At 51.0% G+C, this 13,544-nt stretch carries 16 protein-coding genes; 10 read left to right on the top strand and 6 right to left on the bottom strand.

Annotation, left to right across the window (positions count from 1 at the left end):
- Window positions 1-99 precede the first annotated feature (99 nt).
- Window positions 100-1,545 carry a metalloprotease TldD gene (tldD, locus tag BG910_RS03570; RefSeq protein ID WP_089035662.1) on the top strand — a complete coding sequence of 482 codons (1,446 nt, stop codon included), beginning with the start codon at window positions 100-102 and terminating at the stop codon, window positions 1,543-1,545.
- 124 nt (window positions 1,546-1,669) lie between these two features.
- Here the strand turns inward: tldD and ispH are convergent, their stop codons facing one another.
- The 3 genes from ispH to lspA all read right to left on the bottom strand — a co-directional run bounded on the left by ispH (window position 1,670) and on the right by lspA (window position 3,568).
- Window positions 1,670-2,638, bottom strand: a complete 969-nt coding sequence (gene ispH / locus BG910_RS03565; protein ID WP_089035661.1) for a 4-hydroxy-3-methylbut-2-enyl diphosphate reductase — start codon at window positions 2,636-2,638, stop codon at window positions 1,670-1,672.
- A 36-nt stretch (window positions 2,639-2,674) separates the two neighbouring features.
- On the bottom strand, window positions 2,675-3,016 hold the full coding sequence (locus BG910_RS03560) for a type II toxin-antitoxin system HicB family antitoxin (protein ID WP_089035660.1): 342 nt from the start codon (window positions 3,014-3,016) through the stop codon (window positions 2,675-2,677).
- 66 nt (window positions 3,017-3,082) lie between these two features.
- The gene (lspA, locus tag BG910_RS03555; protein WP_089035659.1) at window positions 3,083-3,568 is read right to left on the bottom strand and encodes a signal peptidase II; all 486 of its coding nucleotides are present in this window, start codon (window positions 3,566-3,568) and stop codon (window positions 3,083-3,085) included.
- A 432-nt stretch (window positions 3,569-4,000) separates the two neighbouring features.
- Between lspA and BG910_RS03550 the strand changes: the two genes are divergently transcribed.
- Window positions 4,001-4,222: a hypothetical protein gene (locus tag BG910_RS03550; RefSeq protein WP_123805367.1), complete on the top strand. Its 222-nt coding sequence runs from the start codon at window positions 4,001-4,003 to the stop codon at window positions 4,220-4,222.
- A gap of 273 nt (window positions 4,223-4,495) precedes the next feature.
- Window positions 4,496-4,591, top strand: coding sequence for a DUF6900 domain-containing protein (locus tag BG910_RS13150; RefSeq protein WP_408633792.1), 96 nt, complete (start codon window positions 4,496-4,498; stop codon window positions 4,589-4,591).
- 28 nt (window positions 4,592-4,619) lie between these two features.
- Here the strand turns inward: BG910_RS13150 and BG910_RS03540 are convergent, their stop codons facing one another.
- On the bottom strand, window positions 4,620-5,114 hold the full coding sequence (locus BG910_RS03540; RefSeq protein WP_232462228.1) for a DNA adenine methylase: 495 nt from the start codon (window positions 5,112-5,114) through the stop codon (window positions 4,620-4,622).
- Here BG910_RS03540 and BG910_RS13145 point away from each other — a divergent pair.
- Window positions 5,102-5,239, top strand: a complete 138-nt coding sequence (locus BG910_RS13145; protein WP_157694016.1) for a surface lipoprotein assembly modifier — start codon at window positions 5,102-5,104, stop codon at window positions 5,237-5,239. The two genes, BG910_RS03540 and BG910_RS13145, sit on opposite strands and share 13 nt — an antisense overlap.
- Window positions 5,240-5,322: 83 nt before the next feature.
- On the opposite strand, the gene argC is transcribed toward BG910_RS13145, so the two are convergent.
- Together argC and BG910_RS03530 are read right to left on the bottom strand one after the other, a co-directional pair.
- Complete coding sequence (gene argC, locus BG910_RS03535) at window positions 5,323-6,366, bottom strand: N-acetyl-gamma-glutamyl-phosphate reductase (RefSeq protein ID WP_089035656.1); 1,044 nt, start codon at window positions 6,364-6,366, stop codon at window positions 5,323-5,325.
- A 249-nt stretch (window positions 6,367-6,615) separates the two neighbouring features.
- Window positions 6,616-7,614, bottom strand: a complete 999-nt coding sequence (locus BG910_RS03530; protein ID WP_089035655.1) for a L,D-transpeptidase — start codon at window positions 7,612-7,614, stop codon at window positions 6,616-6,618.
- A gap of 144 nt (window positions 7,615-7,758) precedes the next feature.
- Here BG910_RS03530 and rlmD point away from each other — a divergent pair, with 144 nt between their 5' ends.
- The 6 genes from rlmD to BG910_RS03500 all read left to right on the top strand — a co-directional run bounded on the left by rlmD (window position 7,759) and on the right by BG910_RS03500 (window position 13,455).
- On the top strand, window positions 7,759-9,090 hold the full coding sequence (gene rlmD / locus BG910_RS03525) for a 23S rRNA (uracil(1939)-C(5))-methyltransferase RlmD (RefSeq protein WP_089035654.1): 1,332 nt from the start codon (window positions 7,759-7,761) through the stop codon (window positions 9,088-9,090).
- A 192-nt stretch (window positions 9,091-9,282) separates the two neighbouring features.
- Entirely contained in the window at window positions 9,283-10,722 is a 1,440-nt protein-coding gene (locus BG910_RS03520) for a type IV pilus assembly protein FimV (protein WP_089035653.1), read from the top strand.
- A gap of 40 nt (window positions 10,723-10,762) precedes the next feature.
- Window positions 10,763-11,860 carry a response regulator gene (locus BG910_RS03515; RefSeq protein WP_089035652.1) on the top strand — a complete coding sequence of 366 codons (1,098 nt, stop codon included), beginning with the start codon at window positions 10,763-10,765 and terminating at the stop codon, window positions 11,858-11,860.
- 15 nt (window positions 11,861-11,875) lie between these two features.
- Window positions 11,876-12,412 carry a GTP-binding protein gene (locus BG910_RS03510; protein WP_089035651.1) on the top strand — a complete coding sequence of 179 codons (537 nt, stop codon included), beginning with the start codon at window positions 11,876-11,878 and terminating at the stop codon, window positions 12,410-12,412.
- 1 nt (window position 12,413) lies between these two features.
- Window positions 12,414-13,055 (top strand): peptidase M23, encoded by a 642-nt coding sequence (locus tag BG910_RS03505; RefSeq protein WP_089035650.1) that lies wholly within the window; start codon window positions 12,414-12,416, stop codon window positions 13,053-13,055.
- A 40-nt stretch (window positions 13,056-13,095) separates the two neighbouring features.
- Window positions 13,096-13,455 (top strand): roadblock/LC7 domain-containing protein, encoded by a 360-nt coding sequence (locus BG910_RS03500; RefSeq protein WP_089035649.1) that lies wholly within the window; start codon window positions 13,096-13,098, stop codon window positions 13,453-13,455.
- The last annotated feature ends 89 nt before the right edge of the window (window positions 13,456-13,544 follow it).

Here is a 13,544-nt window from a genome sequence, read left to right as displayed (position 1 = left end):
ATTTTGTAATGAAAAACCTTGCCGCTTCCGTGCCAAACTTCCGCCAAATCCCGTATAATCCTTGCCTCTTTTCCCTTAGAAACAAGGCCGTCTGAAAGTATGTCTTCCGTTTACCAAACCGTGCAGCGCGATTTGCTTGAAGCCAACCGCCTCTCTCCCGAAATGCTGGTAAAAAGCCTCGCGCTCATCGGCAGCCGCGATGTCGATTATGCCGATATTTACTGCCAGTATACGGCTTATGAGAGCTGGCATTTGGAAGAGGGGATGGTGAAATCGGGCAGCTTTCAGATTGAGCAGGGCGTGGGTGTGCGCGCGGTTTCGGGGGATAAAACGGCGTTTGCTTATGCCGATAGTTTGTGTATCGATTCGATAAACCGTTCTGCCGAAGCCGTACGCGTGATTAGCGCTGCGGGACAGTCGAAAACGGCGCAAGTGCCCTCGGTGGCGCACGGCAAGGCGGTGCACGCAACGCTCAATCCGATCAACAGTTTGGATTCGGCGGCAAAAGTGGCGCTTTTAAACAAAGTCGAAACGCTGGCCAAAGCCGCCGATCCGCGCATTGTGCAGGTGATGGCGGGGCTGACGTGCGAGTATGACTTGATTTACATCGCCCGCCTCGACGGCAAACACGCTGCCGACATCCGCCCGATGGTGCGGTTTACTGTAACCGTTATCGCCAAGCAGGGCGAATGCCGCGAGCAGGGCAGTGCGGGCGGCGGCGGACGTTACGATTTGGCTTATTTCAGCGAACATCTGGTGCGGCAGTTTGTCGAATCTGCGGTTAATCAGGCGCTGACCAATCTCGAATCCCTCCCCGCGCCCGCCGGCGAAATGACCGTCGTACTCGGCAACGGCTGGCCGGGCGTGTTGCTGCATGAAGCGGTGGGGCACGGTTTAGAAGGCGATTTCAACCGCAAAGAAACCAGCGTCTTTACCGGCCGTATCGGCGAGCGCGTGGCGGCAAAAGGCGTGACCGTCGTCGATCAGGGTGATATTGTCGACCGCCGCGGCTCGCTCAATATCGACGACGAGGGTAACGAAACCCGGCGTAATGTATTGATTGAAGACGGTATTCTTGTCGGTTATATGCAGGATGAAACCAACGCCCGCCTGATGGGCGTCCCCGTTACCGGCAACGGCCGCCGCGAAAACTACGCCGCCGCGCCCATGCCGCGCATGACCAATACCTTTATGGAAAACGGCGCCTACGACCCGGACGAAATCATCGCCTCCATTGATAAAGGCATTTACGCTGTCAACTTCGGTGGCGGGCAGGTTGACATTACCAGCGGCAAATTCGTCTTTTCCGCCTCCGAAGCCTGGTGGGTGGAAGGCGGCAAACTTCAATATCCCGTCAAAGGCGCGACCCTCATCGGCAACGGCCCCGAAGTGTTGAAACACGTTTCTATGATCGGCAACGACACCGCGCTCGACACCGGCGTCGGCGTGTGCGGCAAAGAAGGGCAGAGCGTTCCCGTCGGCGTCGGCCAGCCGACCTTGCGGATTGATGCGGGGTTGACGGTGGGCGGAAGTGAAGTGTCTTGATGGAAAACGAGGCCGTCTGAAAAACGGGTCAGACTGTCAGATTCAAGAATCCGACTTACCCGCTTACCGTAATTAAACCAAAGGCCGTCTGAAACTTTTCAGACGGCCTCATTATTCAAAAACTTTATCCCTTATTCAAACCCTGTTTCCCCTCGCCCTCGCGGCGCAGTTCCTTAGGCAAAACAAACACAATACTTTCTTCCACGCCTTCGCCCTCGCGGACGGTATCGTGTCCCCAGCTTTGAATGGTTTCCAAAACCTCTCTGACCAACACTTCCGGCGCCGATGCGCCTGCGGTTACGCCGACTTTGTTTTTGCCTTCAAACCAAGCGCGCTCCAAATAGCCCGCATTATCAACCATATACGCATCCACACCGCGTTGCGCCGCCACTTCGCGCAAGCGGTTGCTGTTGGAAGAATTGGGCGAGCCGACCACAATCACGATGTCGCATTCCTCCGCCAGCTCTTTGACTGCTTTTTGGCGGTTGGTCGTCGCGTAGCAGATGTCTTCCTTGTGCGGATTGCGGATATTGGGGAAACGCGCGTTGAGCGCTTCGATGATGTCTTTGGTTTCATCGACCGAAAGCGTTGTCTGGCTCACATAGGCCAGTTTGTCGGGATTAGCGATTTCCAGCTTGGACACATCCTCCGGCGTTTCCACCAGCAGCATCCGCCCGGGCGCAAGCTGTCCCATCGTGCCTTCCACTTCCACATGGCCTTTGTGGCCGATCATCACAATCTGATAATCCTGCGCATCCAGCCGCGCCACTTCCTTATGCACTTTCGTCACCAGCGGACAGGTCGCGTCAAACACGCGGAACCCGCGCACCGCCGCCTCTGCCTGAACCGCCTTAGACACCCCGTGTGCCGAATAAACCAGCGTTGCGCCCGGCGGCACATCAGCCAAATCCTCAATAAAAACCGCGCCCTTATCGCGCAGATTATCGACCACAAATTTATTGTGAACCACTTCGTGACGCACATAAACCGGCGCGCCAAACTCCTCCAGTGCGCGCTCGACGATGCTGATGGCCCTGTCCACACCCGCGCAGAAACCGCGCGGATTGGCAAGCATAATGGTTTTTTCGGTCATAATCGGTGGTCTTTCGGGAAAATGTTCAGACGGCCTTTAAGCCTGAGGCCGGACTTCATGTTTGACAGCCTGCACGATCAGCTCATTGAGCGACGTATTCCGTTTCGCCGCCATTACCGCCGCTTCACGGTGCAAATCAGCGCCCAAGCGCACGTTCAGACTGCCTTTGTAAGGTTTTTCGGGTTCGATGCCTTGCTCTGCGCACAGAGACAGATAACCGTCCACCGCCTCACGGAACATCGTCTTGATTTCCGCCACCGTATCACCGCCGTAACTCAAAACGCTGCGGATATGCAGCACGCGCCCGTGCAGACAGTCATCTTCTTCACTGTATTCGATCGTACCCTGATAGCCTTTATAACTTAACAGATTATTCATTGCTGATTATTCCTGTGGTGCGCAAAACATCAGACAGCCTTGGCGGAAAAACAAGCAATAGTATCTTCAGACGGCCGCTTTCTTCTTCTGCCCAAAGCCGTCAATCACCAGCAGCACCGCGCCCACGCAGATGAAGCTATCGGCAATATTAAACGCAGGGTAATACCAATCTTTCCAATAAAACAGCAGAAAATCAATGACATGCCCGTAAGCCAAACGGTCGATGACATTCCCGACGGCCCCGCCGATAATCATCGCCGCCCCGAGCCTGCCCCAGCGGCCGAACTCCTCGCGCCAAATCCCGCGCGCCAGATAGCCCGAAATCAAAACCGCCAATCCCAGAAAGAAATACTTCTGCCAGCCGCCCGCATCCGCCAAAAAGCTGAATGCCGCGCCCGGATTGTAAACCAGCGTCAAATCAAAAAAGCCGGGAACCACATTCAGCCGTTCGGCGTAAGAAAACGCCGACAAAGCCGCCAGCTTCGTGAGTTGGTCAAACGCAATTGCCGCTACAGCCAGCAGCAGATAAGGAATTTTAGAACGTGCAGACATCGTTTCAGACGGCCTCAAAACAAAAAAACGTATTCTACATCAAAGCACAGGCTGCGTCTTTGCCGTCTGAAAAGCGGGCTGGCTGACGGTGCCGTTTGGATTGAAGCGGTTTTTCAGACGGCCTTATATACCCTTTGACACCCGCTTAAATGCAAATGAACCGTCAAGACCTGTTGCATAGAATGCAACAAAAAACGGGGAAAGGATTTAAAAAAGTACATTTTAATGTAAAGAAATGTGTGTATTTTTTTGAAATTTTAAGTTTTGTATTTTTATTATGCTAATATTCTTGTTTGGCGGTTGATAATCACTGCCGAACGGTATTTTGTTGCTCGCACAAATTACGCCGTTTTGACAGACGCACAGAAAACCTAGGTTGATGCTGATTCTGCCAAATCATTGGCCGTAGCAGAATCCACTATCGAAGCCAATATGGCAAAAGCAGAAGCCATTAAGGCGGAAGTCGCCGCTTTGTCGTCTGAAATTTCTAAAACCGATGCAGCAAAAGTAACAGCTGCTCACAGTAATTTTGATGCGCTGACCGATTTGCAGGAAACTTGGGTGGAAAGTGAATCTGTAAAAGCCTTGACGGGAGCTGAGAATACAATCAAGACTAATCAGGAAAAGGCAGATGAAGCCGCCCGCGAAATTTGAAGCGGTTTTTTGAGAAAAACTGACTTTTATCCTATTGCACCATGTGCAATAAAGTTTCAAATCCTGCCGAACAAAGGCAGGATTTTTTATTGGTTGTCGAACACAGCACTCGGATTGCTCGCTATGTGTCCGGAGGTACGGCAACATGTGTCTCACTTAAACAGGAGACCACCATGCATACCGAAATTAAAATGACCAAAACCTTATTTGCCCTGCTTAAAAAAATCGCGTACGCTCGAAACCAGAAAATGGGATGACTACGACTTTAAGGAAGTGGCGGTTTGGAGTGTCGAGGCCGCTTTGAAAGCTGCGTATGATGCAGGCTCCCGGGAAGCAGAAAGAAAGGCGCAAAAAGACAAGTCTAAGTAAACAAAGCGACGCTGCCGTCTCTTTTGTTTTACCAGTTGCAGATGACCAGCTCGCCGCTGGTCTTTTGCGTTTTATCGCATCCGACGGAGTAAGCCAGTTCCAGCCGCTGAATACGGAAGTCTTTGAACAACGTCCGAATATCGGGGTGGTCGTTGATGGAAAGCATAACCTTGCCTTTGCTCTCGGTCATCATCTTGGCCAGCAGCTCATACTGCGCCCAATCGAAGGCTCTGTCGTAGCCTGCCGTCTGCCAGTAAGGAGGGTCGGCGTGGAAGAAGGTGTGTTCGTGGTCGTAACGTTTGAAGCAGCGTTCCCACGGTTCGTTTTCGATGTACACGCCGTTGAGCCGTTGCTGCGCGGCTTTCAGACGGCCTGCAATGTCGGCGGCGGTAAAGCCGCGTCTGGTGGTGGCCGTGCCGAAGTGTTGGTCTGCTGTCTTGCCGCCGAAGGCGGTGTGTTGCAGGTAGAAGAAACGAGCGGCGCGTTGGATGTCGGTCATCACATCGGGCGGTGTGGACTGCAAAGGGCAAACACTTCGCGGCTGGTCAGCGCCCATTCAAACTGGCGCACAATCAGAGCACCAGCAACGATCCGTATTACGAATACCGGAAAAACAGGGCGTTTGTGGAGTTTGGCAAGACGTTTTGATGGGTTTGAAGAAGGCCGTCCGAATTTCGGTTACTGAACGTAGACTGAAGTATCAGACGGCCTTTGTTCGGATTGTCTGAGATTTAAGGCATCAGCGGTGCGGCTTGCAGGCCGGCGCTTTCTTCAAAACCAAACATAATGTTCATATTTTGAACGGCTTGGCCGGCTGCGCCTTTGACCAGGTTGTCGATAACGGACAGGGCAATCCATGTATTACTTTGCGGTGCGCGCTGGATGCTGATGCGGCAGATGTTTGCACCGCGGACGCTGCGGGTTTCGGGTGTGGAACCTGCGGGCATGATATCGACAAACGGGCTGCCGGCATAAAAATCACGGAGTATTTCATGCGGATTGCAGCCGTCTTCCAGTTGGAGATACAGCGTTGCGTGCATACCGCGGATCATGGGGGTCAGGTGGGGAACGAAAACAAACTGTTCGGCAATATTGCTTTGCAGGCCGTTGATGGTTTGTTTGATTTCGGGCAGGTGGCGGTGCCCGCCGATGCCGTAGGCTTTGAAGTTGTCGCCGGCTTCGCAGAGGAGCGAGCCGATGTTCGCTTTCCGTCCCGCGCCGGAAACGCCTGATTTGCAGTCGGCAATCAGCGGCAGGCCGTTTTTCAGACGGCCTGTTTGCAGCAGCGGCAGCAAAGGCAGGGAAACGCAGGTCGGGTAGCAGCCCGGATTGGCGACGATTTGGGCGGTTTTGATGCTGTCGCGGTTCATTTCGCACAGTCCGTAAACGGCTTGGGAAACGGTTTCGGGGCAGGCATGGGTCATTCCGTACCATTTTTCCCAAGTAGGAATGTCTTGGATGCGGAAGTCGGCAGACAAATCGACAATGCGCACGCCTTTTGCCAAGAGCGCGGGCGCTTCTTTCATGGCGATGCCGTTTGGCGTGGCAAAAAAGACGACGTCGCATTGATCTAATGCGGCTTCATCGGGCGTTTGAAACGTCAGATCGTAAATGCCGCGCAGGCTGGGGAAGTAGTCGGCAATGGCGACGCCGGCTTCGCTGCGGCTGGTGATGGCACTGACTTCGACGTTTGGGTGGATGGTTAGCAGGCGCAGCAGTTCGACGCCTGTGTAGCCCGTGGCGCCGACGATGCCTGCTTTGATTTTTTCGCTCATGATTGTCTCCGATGAAGATGGAAGCTGACAGTTTAAGTGTTGGCAGGCCGTCTGAAAAGTAGGGGCTGTGATTTCGTCCGGCTGTTGCGGCCGGTTGGGATGGACTGCCGCTTTTGTCGGATAGAAGGTTGGTTTGGAACTTTTACGGTGGCGTGTTGTCATATGATAAAGGCCGTCTGAAACGGGCTGTCGGGGTGTTTCCCTTTAGCGCTTTTTCAGACGGCCTTTAGGTTTGAACGGTAAAGACGGTTAGAACAGCAAATCGGTCGGTTCGTCGTAGGCCGGTGTGGCTTTGGGCTTCGGATTTGCAGCCGGGCTTTTCGGCGCGGATGCTGCCGCGGGTGTCGAAGCGGGCTTGGCAGCGGGGATTGCTGCGGCAGAGGCCGGAGTGCTGTCCCCTGCGTCAACTTCGATTTCCGAACCTGCCGGCAATACCTGATTTTTAACCGGTGCCGGTTTGGGGATGTATTTGGGTTTGCTGTATGCGGCGGTGCCGTCGTTCCATGTCAATGATTTCAGGGGGGCTTTCAGCTTTACGCCTTTGGTGCAGGTCAGGCAGTTGGCGGCGCCTGTGCGTGCTTTCAGGATGGCATCGACGCGTTTGCTGCTGATGGTTTTGCCGTTTGCTTTTGCCCATGCGGCGATGCTTTTACGCAATGCGGCGGTATCGAGATTTTTTTTGCTGTATGGGTCGCGGAATGCGGCGAGCCAGAGGTTTTTGTTGGCATCTTCGTTTAACGAGGCCATCTGATAGATGACGTAAGCGGGCGAACCTGTGGTAATGGATTTGGCAAATTCCAGCGCGTCGGGCGATTTCATGCGCACACAGCCGTGGCTGCGGACGCCGGGAACGCTGGAGGGGGCGTTGGTGCCGTGGATGCCCAGGCCGAGTTTGGGGTCGCCAAGTCGTACAAATACGGGGCCGAGTGGATTTTTCGGGCCGGGCGGAATGGTTTTGACGCCGTCTTTGAGTTCTTTTTGAATGGATTTCGGGATGTGCCAAGTCGGGTTGAATGCTTTGACGCCGATGTGGTGTTCGCCCAAATTGGTTTGCGTCAGGGCTTTGCCTACGGCAACGGGGTAAACTTTGGTCAGCTTGCCGTCGGTATAGACAAACAGGCGCAGCTGGGGGATATTGATGAAAACATGCTGGCCGGATGATGCGGGGGAAACATCCGGCAGCAGTGTGTTGGAAAAGGCGGTATTTGCGAGTAAAAGCGCGGTCAGACCGAGGTAGAGTTTTTTCATGTTATTTGCGGGATTAACAAAGAGTTAAAAGGGAATTTCGGCGCAATCATACCTCAATCTCGGGTGTTTTGTGAGAGAATAAATCAGGCAGTAGAAAAATTTCGGTAAGCAGTTGTGTGGAAATGTTATTCGGATGTGATTCTGATGGGTAAAACGGAAGTTTCAGGTGTTGTGGCCGATGTGTCTTCTTTGGATTTCGAGGGGCGCGGTGTGGCGAAAATCGGCGGCAAAACGGTTTTTGTTAAAGGCGCTATGCCGTCTGAAAAAGTGGTTTGCCGGATTGTGAAATCGAAGAAGCAGTTTGATGAGGCGGAGACGGTAGAGGTTTTACGCGCTTCCGGCGAGCGGGTGGAACCTGAGTGTCGCTATTTTGATACATGTGGCGGCTGTGCGTTGCAGCATATTGCGCCGCAGTCTCAGGTTGCGTTTAAACAGCGTATTGTGGAAGAGCAGTTGGCACGCATCGGTAAGGTTGTGCCGCAAAGGGTTTTGCCGCCGATTTACGGGGCGGCGTGGCATTACCGTAGTCGTGCCAGATTGAGCGTGGAGGTGGATAAGGCAGGCCGTCTGAAAATGGGATTTCATGAGAAGAAGACGAATGATGTAGTCGATATCCGGTCGTGTAAGCTTTTGCCTGTTCATATTTCGGGCTGCCTGCCGCAGGTGGGCGATCTGCTTCGGCGTTTGGTTGGCGCTGCGCAGCAAGTAGGGTTTGTCGAGTTTTATTTTGGGCAAGAACTAACTGTACTTAATATCAAACTCAATAATAGTCCGTCTGAAACTGTTCGGAATATTATTAAAGAGTGGTTTGACAGTACGCTGGCAGGTGTTGCGGAAAAGTGGCAGATTTGGCTGCAATGCGGAAAGGAAAAATCCTGCGTTTTTTATCCTGACGGCAATATGGTTTTGAAGTATGTTTTGCCTGAGTTTGATGTGGAAATGCCCTACCGGCCTGGTGATTTTACGCAGGTCAATGCTGAGATGAATGCGGTAATGGTCAGCCGCGCTTTGGGAATGTTGGATATCAGGCCCGGGGAGCGGGTGGCCGATTTGTTTTGCGGGCTAGGGAATTTCAGCCTGCCTATGGCAAAATGTGGGGCTGAAGTACTCGGGATTGAGGGTTCGGAAACTTTAGTTGCCCAGGCGGCTCAGAATGCTGTTGTGAACAAATGCAGGCAGTCGGCGGCTTTTTTGGCTGCGGATTTGTTTGAAATCGGGGAAACCGACGCTGCGGCTTGGGGGAAGTTTGACAAAATGCTGCTCGATCCGCCGAGAAGCGGTGCTTATGCTGTCGTAAAGTCTCTGCACGCGCCGTATCTGCCAAAAAAGATAGTGTATGTTTCCTGCAATCCGGCAACGCTAGCAAGGGATGCGGCGGTTTTGGTTGAAAAGGGTTATATATTCAAAGAAGTAGGTGTGATGAATATGTTTTCGCAAACGGCTCATGCGGAGGCTGTTGCGCTGTTTGAGTTGTAAAACCGCAAAACAGTTTTTATGTAAAATGGTTTTTCATGTAATTATCGGGGGAATCATGTTATTATCATCTCATCATTTGGGAATAACGTGATTCGGCAGGATTCAGGCGCTGCTTTTCAGCCTGAAATGTTGGATGTTTAGTATTTATATAAAGATGGAAGTTTGCTCCGGCACATCATTCGGGAGGTATTCTTGGACTACACGCTTTTAATCATCTTGCTGGCGTTATTGCTGCTGGTCTTGTTGTTCGTCCGCTATAAGCAAGGCGGTTCGGCAACAGGCAAGTCGGCAAAGGCAACGGTGCAGAATCATCAACAAAACCATACGGACGGTCAGGCCGGGGGTGCAGACTGGATGGATAAAGTCAGCCAGTCTGTTTCCAGCGCCGAAAGTCAGGACTGGGAATGGGGTGGCGATACCGGAGGTGTGGGGGATTCTACCGCGTCCGTGTCGGCGCAGGAGGTTGACCCTCTGACAGAGTATCAGGTCTATAAACAGTTCGGTTATGAAAGTAAGGCTGCCGAGTCGTTGGCGGGGTATTTGAACCGTCTGAATGATAGTGCGCCTGAGAAACTGGTGCATGAATTAATCGGTCTTAATCTGCGCGTCGGCAACATCGATATGTTGGCTGAGACGTTGGGACGACACGGTTCGGTTCTGTCTGACGAAAGTTTTGCCGAATACGTCAAAGTCGGCCTGATGTCTGAGACTACCCATTTGGGGTTGCGCGTTTTGGCGGAAAAACGGCTTGGCTGGAATATGCAGGAAGTCGACCGGCAGATAGGCGAAGGCGGAAGTTTGGAGGAAAATGCCGGACAGGGTTCGGTTATGACTGTCGAATCTCCGCAGCACACCGAGCCAAATGAGGTAAAACGTATGCCGATCGTATTGGGTAAAAAAGAATTTGAAGATGTCAGTCCTGAGGAAATAGGTGCGGTTATTGGTTTTGTAAAACCTGAGCAGAGCGCCAAAATCTTGAAGGATAAGGCTGATTACGGAACGGTGTTGCAGCAGTATAACCGCGCCATTCAAAATTCCCCCAAACCTGCAAGTCTGATCATCGATGCATTGAAATTAGATTATCAGAACCACGAGATCGGTCAGTTTGCAGGCCATTTATGGAAACTGTACTATTCGCTGGGTCAGTATGGCCGCCAAGTCAAAGAACGTATGCTGGGCTGGGGATACAGCTTGGGCTATCACGAAATTTTTGATGATTTGGAAAAGGGGCCGACCGAGAAGAAAGTTCGCGAAATTGGTTTGGAACGAGGTTATATCCAGCCTACATCGTTGCAGATGAAGGCAAAATACCGCGATTTGGTACAAAAGGATTCTTCGGTCATTAGTGTCAATTCATCTCCTGCAGAGGATGCGCTTAAAGAGGTTGAGTCTTTGCTGATGTACGGCCAGTTAGATCAGGCTATCGGCGTTTTGGAGCAGGCAGTTTTGCAATATCCGGATGAGTCTCAGCTTTATATCATGCTGTTCGATCTGTACGAACGTGCGGAAGATTGGACGCGCTTGGAGCAATTCCTGCGTCTGTTGCGTGAACGTGTCGTCAGTCTGCCGGAAGAGGTGGTATTGGCAATGAGCCGTTTACTGCAACGTGTGAATCAAAATTCGAAGAAATAAATAAAAATAAGTTAAGAAAATAACTAAGAGAGTACCGCGAATGGACAATCTATTACCTAAAATTAAAACCATACACATCATGCTGCAGGAAATGGGCGAACAGCAGGAAGCTGTGTTCCGTATGGCTTTTAAAATGCACAATACGACGAATTATGAAATTGTTACTCCTGACTCAGCAGTAAAGCCTGACTTGGTTTTGGTCGATACCGATACCGAACAGGGGATGAGAACATGGGGGGCTTCAAAAGCCGCTTATCCTGATGTTCCTGTCGCCATGTTTTCCTCTTCTGAGCCGTCTGTAACTACTCCGTATCTGCCTAAGCCGATTAAATTTGATTCCTTATTTCCCGTTTTGCGCAGTTTAAGTCAGGGCGGTAACGTTTTTGACGCATCTGCGTCCAGGGAAAGAAGTGCGGTTGTGGATGCTTCCTCAAATCTGGACGGAGCCAGAAAAGCGACCATTCACCGTTTTAACCCCCAAAAAGGTGTGTTGGGTGCATTGAAATTTGCCAGCCAGGGACATCAGGATATTGCTATTTTGCATGAGGGAAAACCGGTTCTGATTGTTTTTCCGAATATCCAGCGGGTTCTTTTAACCGTCAGCGCTACGGAATTGGAAAAACTGTGCAAAGACGACAATCTTGCAGTTGTCTGCAAAGTTGTACCGGATAATCCTCAGTGGAAAGAAAAGGCTAAAGTAACCATTATGTCGTGTCTTTGGCAAATGGCTATTTGGACAGCCCAAGGCCGTCTGATTTATCCGATGACGCCGCAAACAGTATTTACATTAAAACGCTGGCCGAATCTGACCCGCTTGGCTCATGTGCCCGAATCTATGAGATTGTCGGCATTCTTAACTAAAACATCGGTTAATTTGAACATCCTGTATAAGGTCATGCCTTTGGAAATGCCGGATATTTTGAACTACCTGGCTGCTACTTCGGTAACGGGATTTTTGGCAACAGATGCCGAGTATGCAGTTGACCAAAAGGCAGCGGACGTAAGTGAAAAAGTAAAAGTTGACGGTACGGTAGATACGCCGATGGCCAAAGAGGCTGAGAAGATTGCCGGCCCGTCAGCAGAACAGCCGCGCGGTCTGCTGCAACGACTGATGCGTAAATTGATTGGTAAAAAATAATAAAAAGGACGAGTAATGAAAGAAAATAAAATTATCTTTACCGGTCCGGTCGGGGTAGGTAAAACAACAGCTATTTCCGCCTTATCAGACGAACCGCCGGTTCAGACAGATGCATCTGCCTCCGATATGACTTTGGTTCGCAAAGGTTATACAACGGTTGCCATGGACTACGGTGTCATTCATTTGGATGAAGAAACCAAAGTGCATCTGTATGGGACACCCGGACAGGAGCGTTTTAACTTTATGTGGGAAATTTTAAGCCAAGGCAGTATGGGCTTGGTGTTGCTGTTGGATAACACGCGCACTAATCCGTTGAAAGACCTCCAGTTTTTCTTGGAGGCATTCCGTGAGCTGCTGAAAAAAGCGCCTTTGGTTGTCGGCGTTACAAAGATGGACATCCGTTCGTTGCCGGGAATTGACGTGTATCAGAAATATTTGGCTCAGAATAATTTCAATGTACCGGTTTTTGAGATTGACGCTCGTCGCGAAGATGATGTGAAACAACTGGTTAGCGCGATGTTATTCTCAATTGATCCTGGTCTAGAGGTATAAAATGGAATCAACATTATCTTTACAGTCGAATCTATATCCTAAGATTACACCGGCAGGTGCTTATTACGCCATTTCCAGCGATTCTCCCAGTGCCAGCAGAACGCTGCTTTACGGCCTGCTGAGAGCCGAGTCGAGCGAAGCCATCAGTAGCGAAAAAATTCTGGCATGGGCGGATACCAGCGACATCAATACCGCATTGAATCTTTTATACAGATTGCAGCGTTTGGAATTTTTATACGGTGATGAAAACGTCAGCACAGAAGATGTTCGTCTTTCAGACGAGCAGCTTTCCGGCCTGTTGGCACAATTATCAGGTTCGGGCAAAGCGCTGCTGGCAGATGAGGCTGGTCTGTATTTTGCCAACGTCGGTTTCCATCATGAGGCTGCTGAAGAATTGGGTCTGTTGGCCAGCGAAGTTGCCCGCATGGAAAGCAACCACCGTTTGCTGATACAGAACAACCTCTATATCAACAACAGCGCATGGGGCATTTGTGACCCGTCAGGACAAAGCGAGCTGACCTTTTTCCCGCTTTATATCGGTACAACCAAATTGATTTTGGTCATCGGCGGAATGCCTGATTTAAACAAAGAGGCTTTTGTAACATTGGTTAAAGCCCTATATCACCGATACGGCAGCCGCTAAACGTAACCCGATAAATTAACCATTTTGGAATAGAACAGATATGCAACAATTATTAATTTCCGTATTGAGCGATTTGAACAATACCTCGGCCGATATTACCGCATCAGCCGTTATTTCCCCTGACGGTCTGCCGATTGCGACCCTTTTGCCCAACCATCTGAATGCCGACCGTGTCGGTGCGATGTCGGCCACGTTGCTGGCACTGGGCAACCGCTCCGTGCACGAGCTGGCTTGCGGCGAACTCGACCAAGTCATGGTAAAAGGCAAAAACGGCTATATTCTGCTGAGCCAGGCAGGCGAAAATGCCGTATTGGCCTTGATTGCTAAAGAAAGCGGCAAACTCGGCTTGATTTTGCTTGATGCTAAACGCGCAGCCAAGCATATCGCCGAAATTTTGTAAAAAGTTTTTTGAAAACAGAAAACCAACTTGAAATCCGCATGGCAAAGTCAATACGGGTTTTGATGATATACTGAAGGCCGTCTGAATTT

This window comes from Neisseria chenwenguii (assembly GCF_002216145.1).
Classification (GTDB): domain Bacteria; phylum Pseudomonadota; class Gammaproteobacteria; order Burkholderiales; family Neisseriaceae; genus Neisseria; species Neisseria chenwenguii.
The sequence above is the reverse complement of the archived record's forward strand: the minus strand, read 5'-3'. Positions and strand labels throughout refer to the sequence as shown.

Coding starts and splice junctions, on each gene's coding strand:
- BG910_RS03500 (WP_089035649.1), top strand. CDS start 13,096: ATGCAACAATTATTAATTTCCGTATTGAGCGATTTGAACAATACCTCG.
- BG910_RS03505 (WP_089035650.1), top strand. CDS start 12,414: ATGGAATCAACATTATCTTTACAGTCGAATCTATATCCTAAGATTACA.
- rlmD (WP_089035654.1), top strand. CDS start 7,759: ATGGGTAAAACGGAAGTTTCAGGTGTTGTGGCCGATGTGTCTTCTTTG.
- argC (WP_089035656.1), bottom strand. CDS start 6,366: ATGAGCGAAAAAATCAAAGCAGGCATCGTCGGCGCCACGGGCTACACA.
- BG910_RS03550 (WP_123805367.1), top strand. CDS start 4,001: ATGGCAAAAGCAGAAGCCATTAAGGCGGAAGTCGCCGCTTTGTCGTCT.
- BG910_RS03560 (WP_089035660.1), bottom strand. CDS start 3,016: ATGAATAATCTGTTAAGTTATAAAGGCTATCAGGGTACGATCGAATAC.
- BG910_RS03530 (WP_089035655.1), bottom strand. CDS start 7,614: ATGAAAAAACTCTACCTCGGTCTGACCGCGCTTTTACTCGCAAATACC.
- tldD (WP_089035662.1), top strand. CDS start 100: ATGTCTTCCGTTTACCAAACCGTGCAGCGCGATTTGCTTGAAGCCAAC.
- lspA (WP_089035659.1), bottom strand. CDS start 3,568: ATGTCTGCACGTTCTAAAATTCCTTATCTGCTGCTGGCTGTAGCGGCA.
- BG910_RS03510 (WP_089035651.1), top strand. CDS start 11,876: ATGAAAGAAAATAAAATTATCTTTACCGGTCCGGTCGGGGTAGGTAAA.
- ispH (WP_089035661.1), bottom strand. CDS start 2,638: ATGACCGAAAAAACCATTATGCTTGCCAATCCGCGCGGTTTCTGCGCG.
- BG910_RS03515 (WP_089035652.1), top strand. CDS start 10,763: ATGGACAATCTATTACCTAAAATTAAAACCATACACATCATGCTGCAG.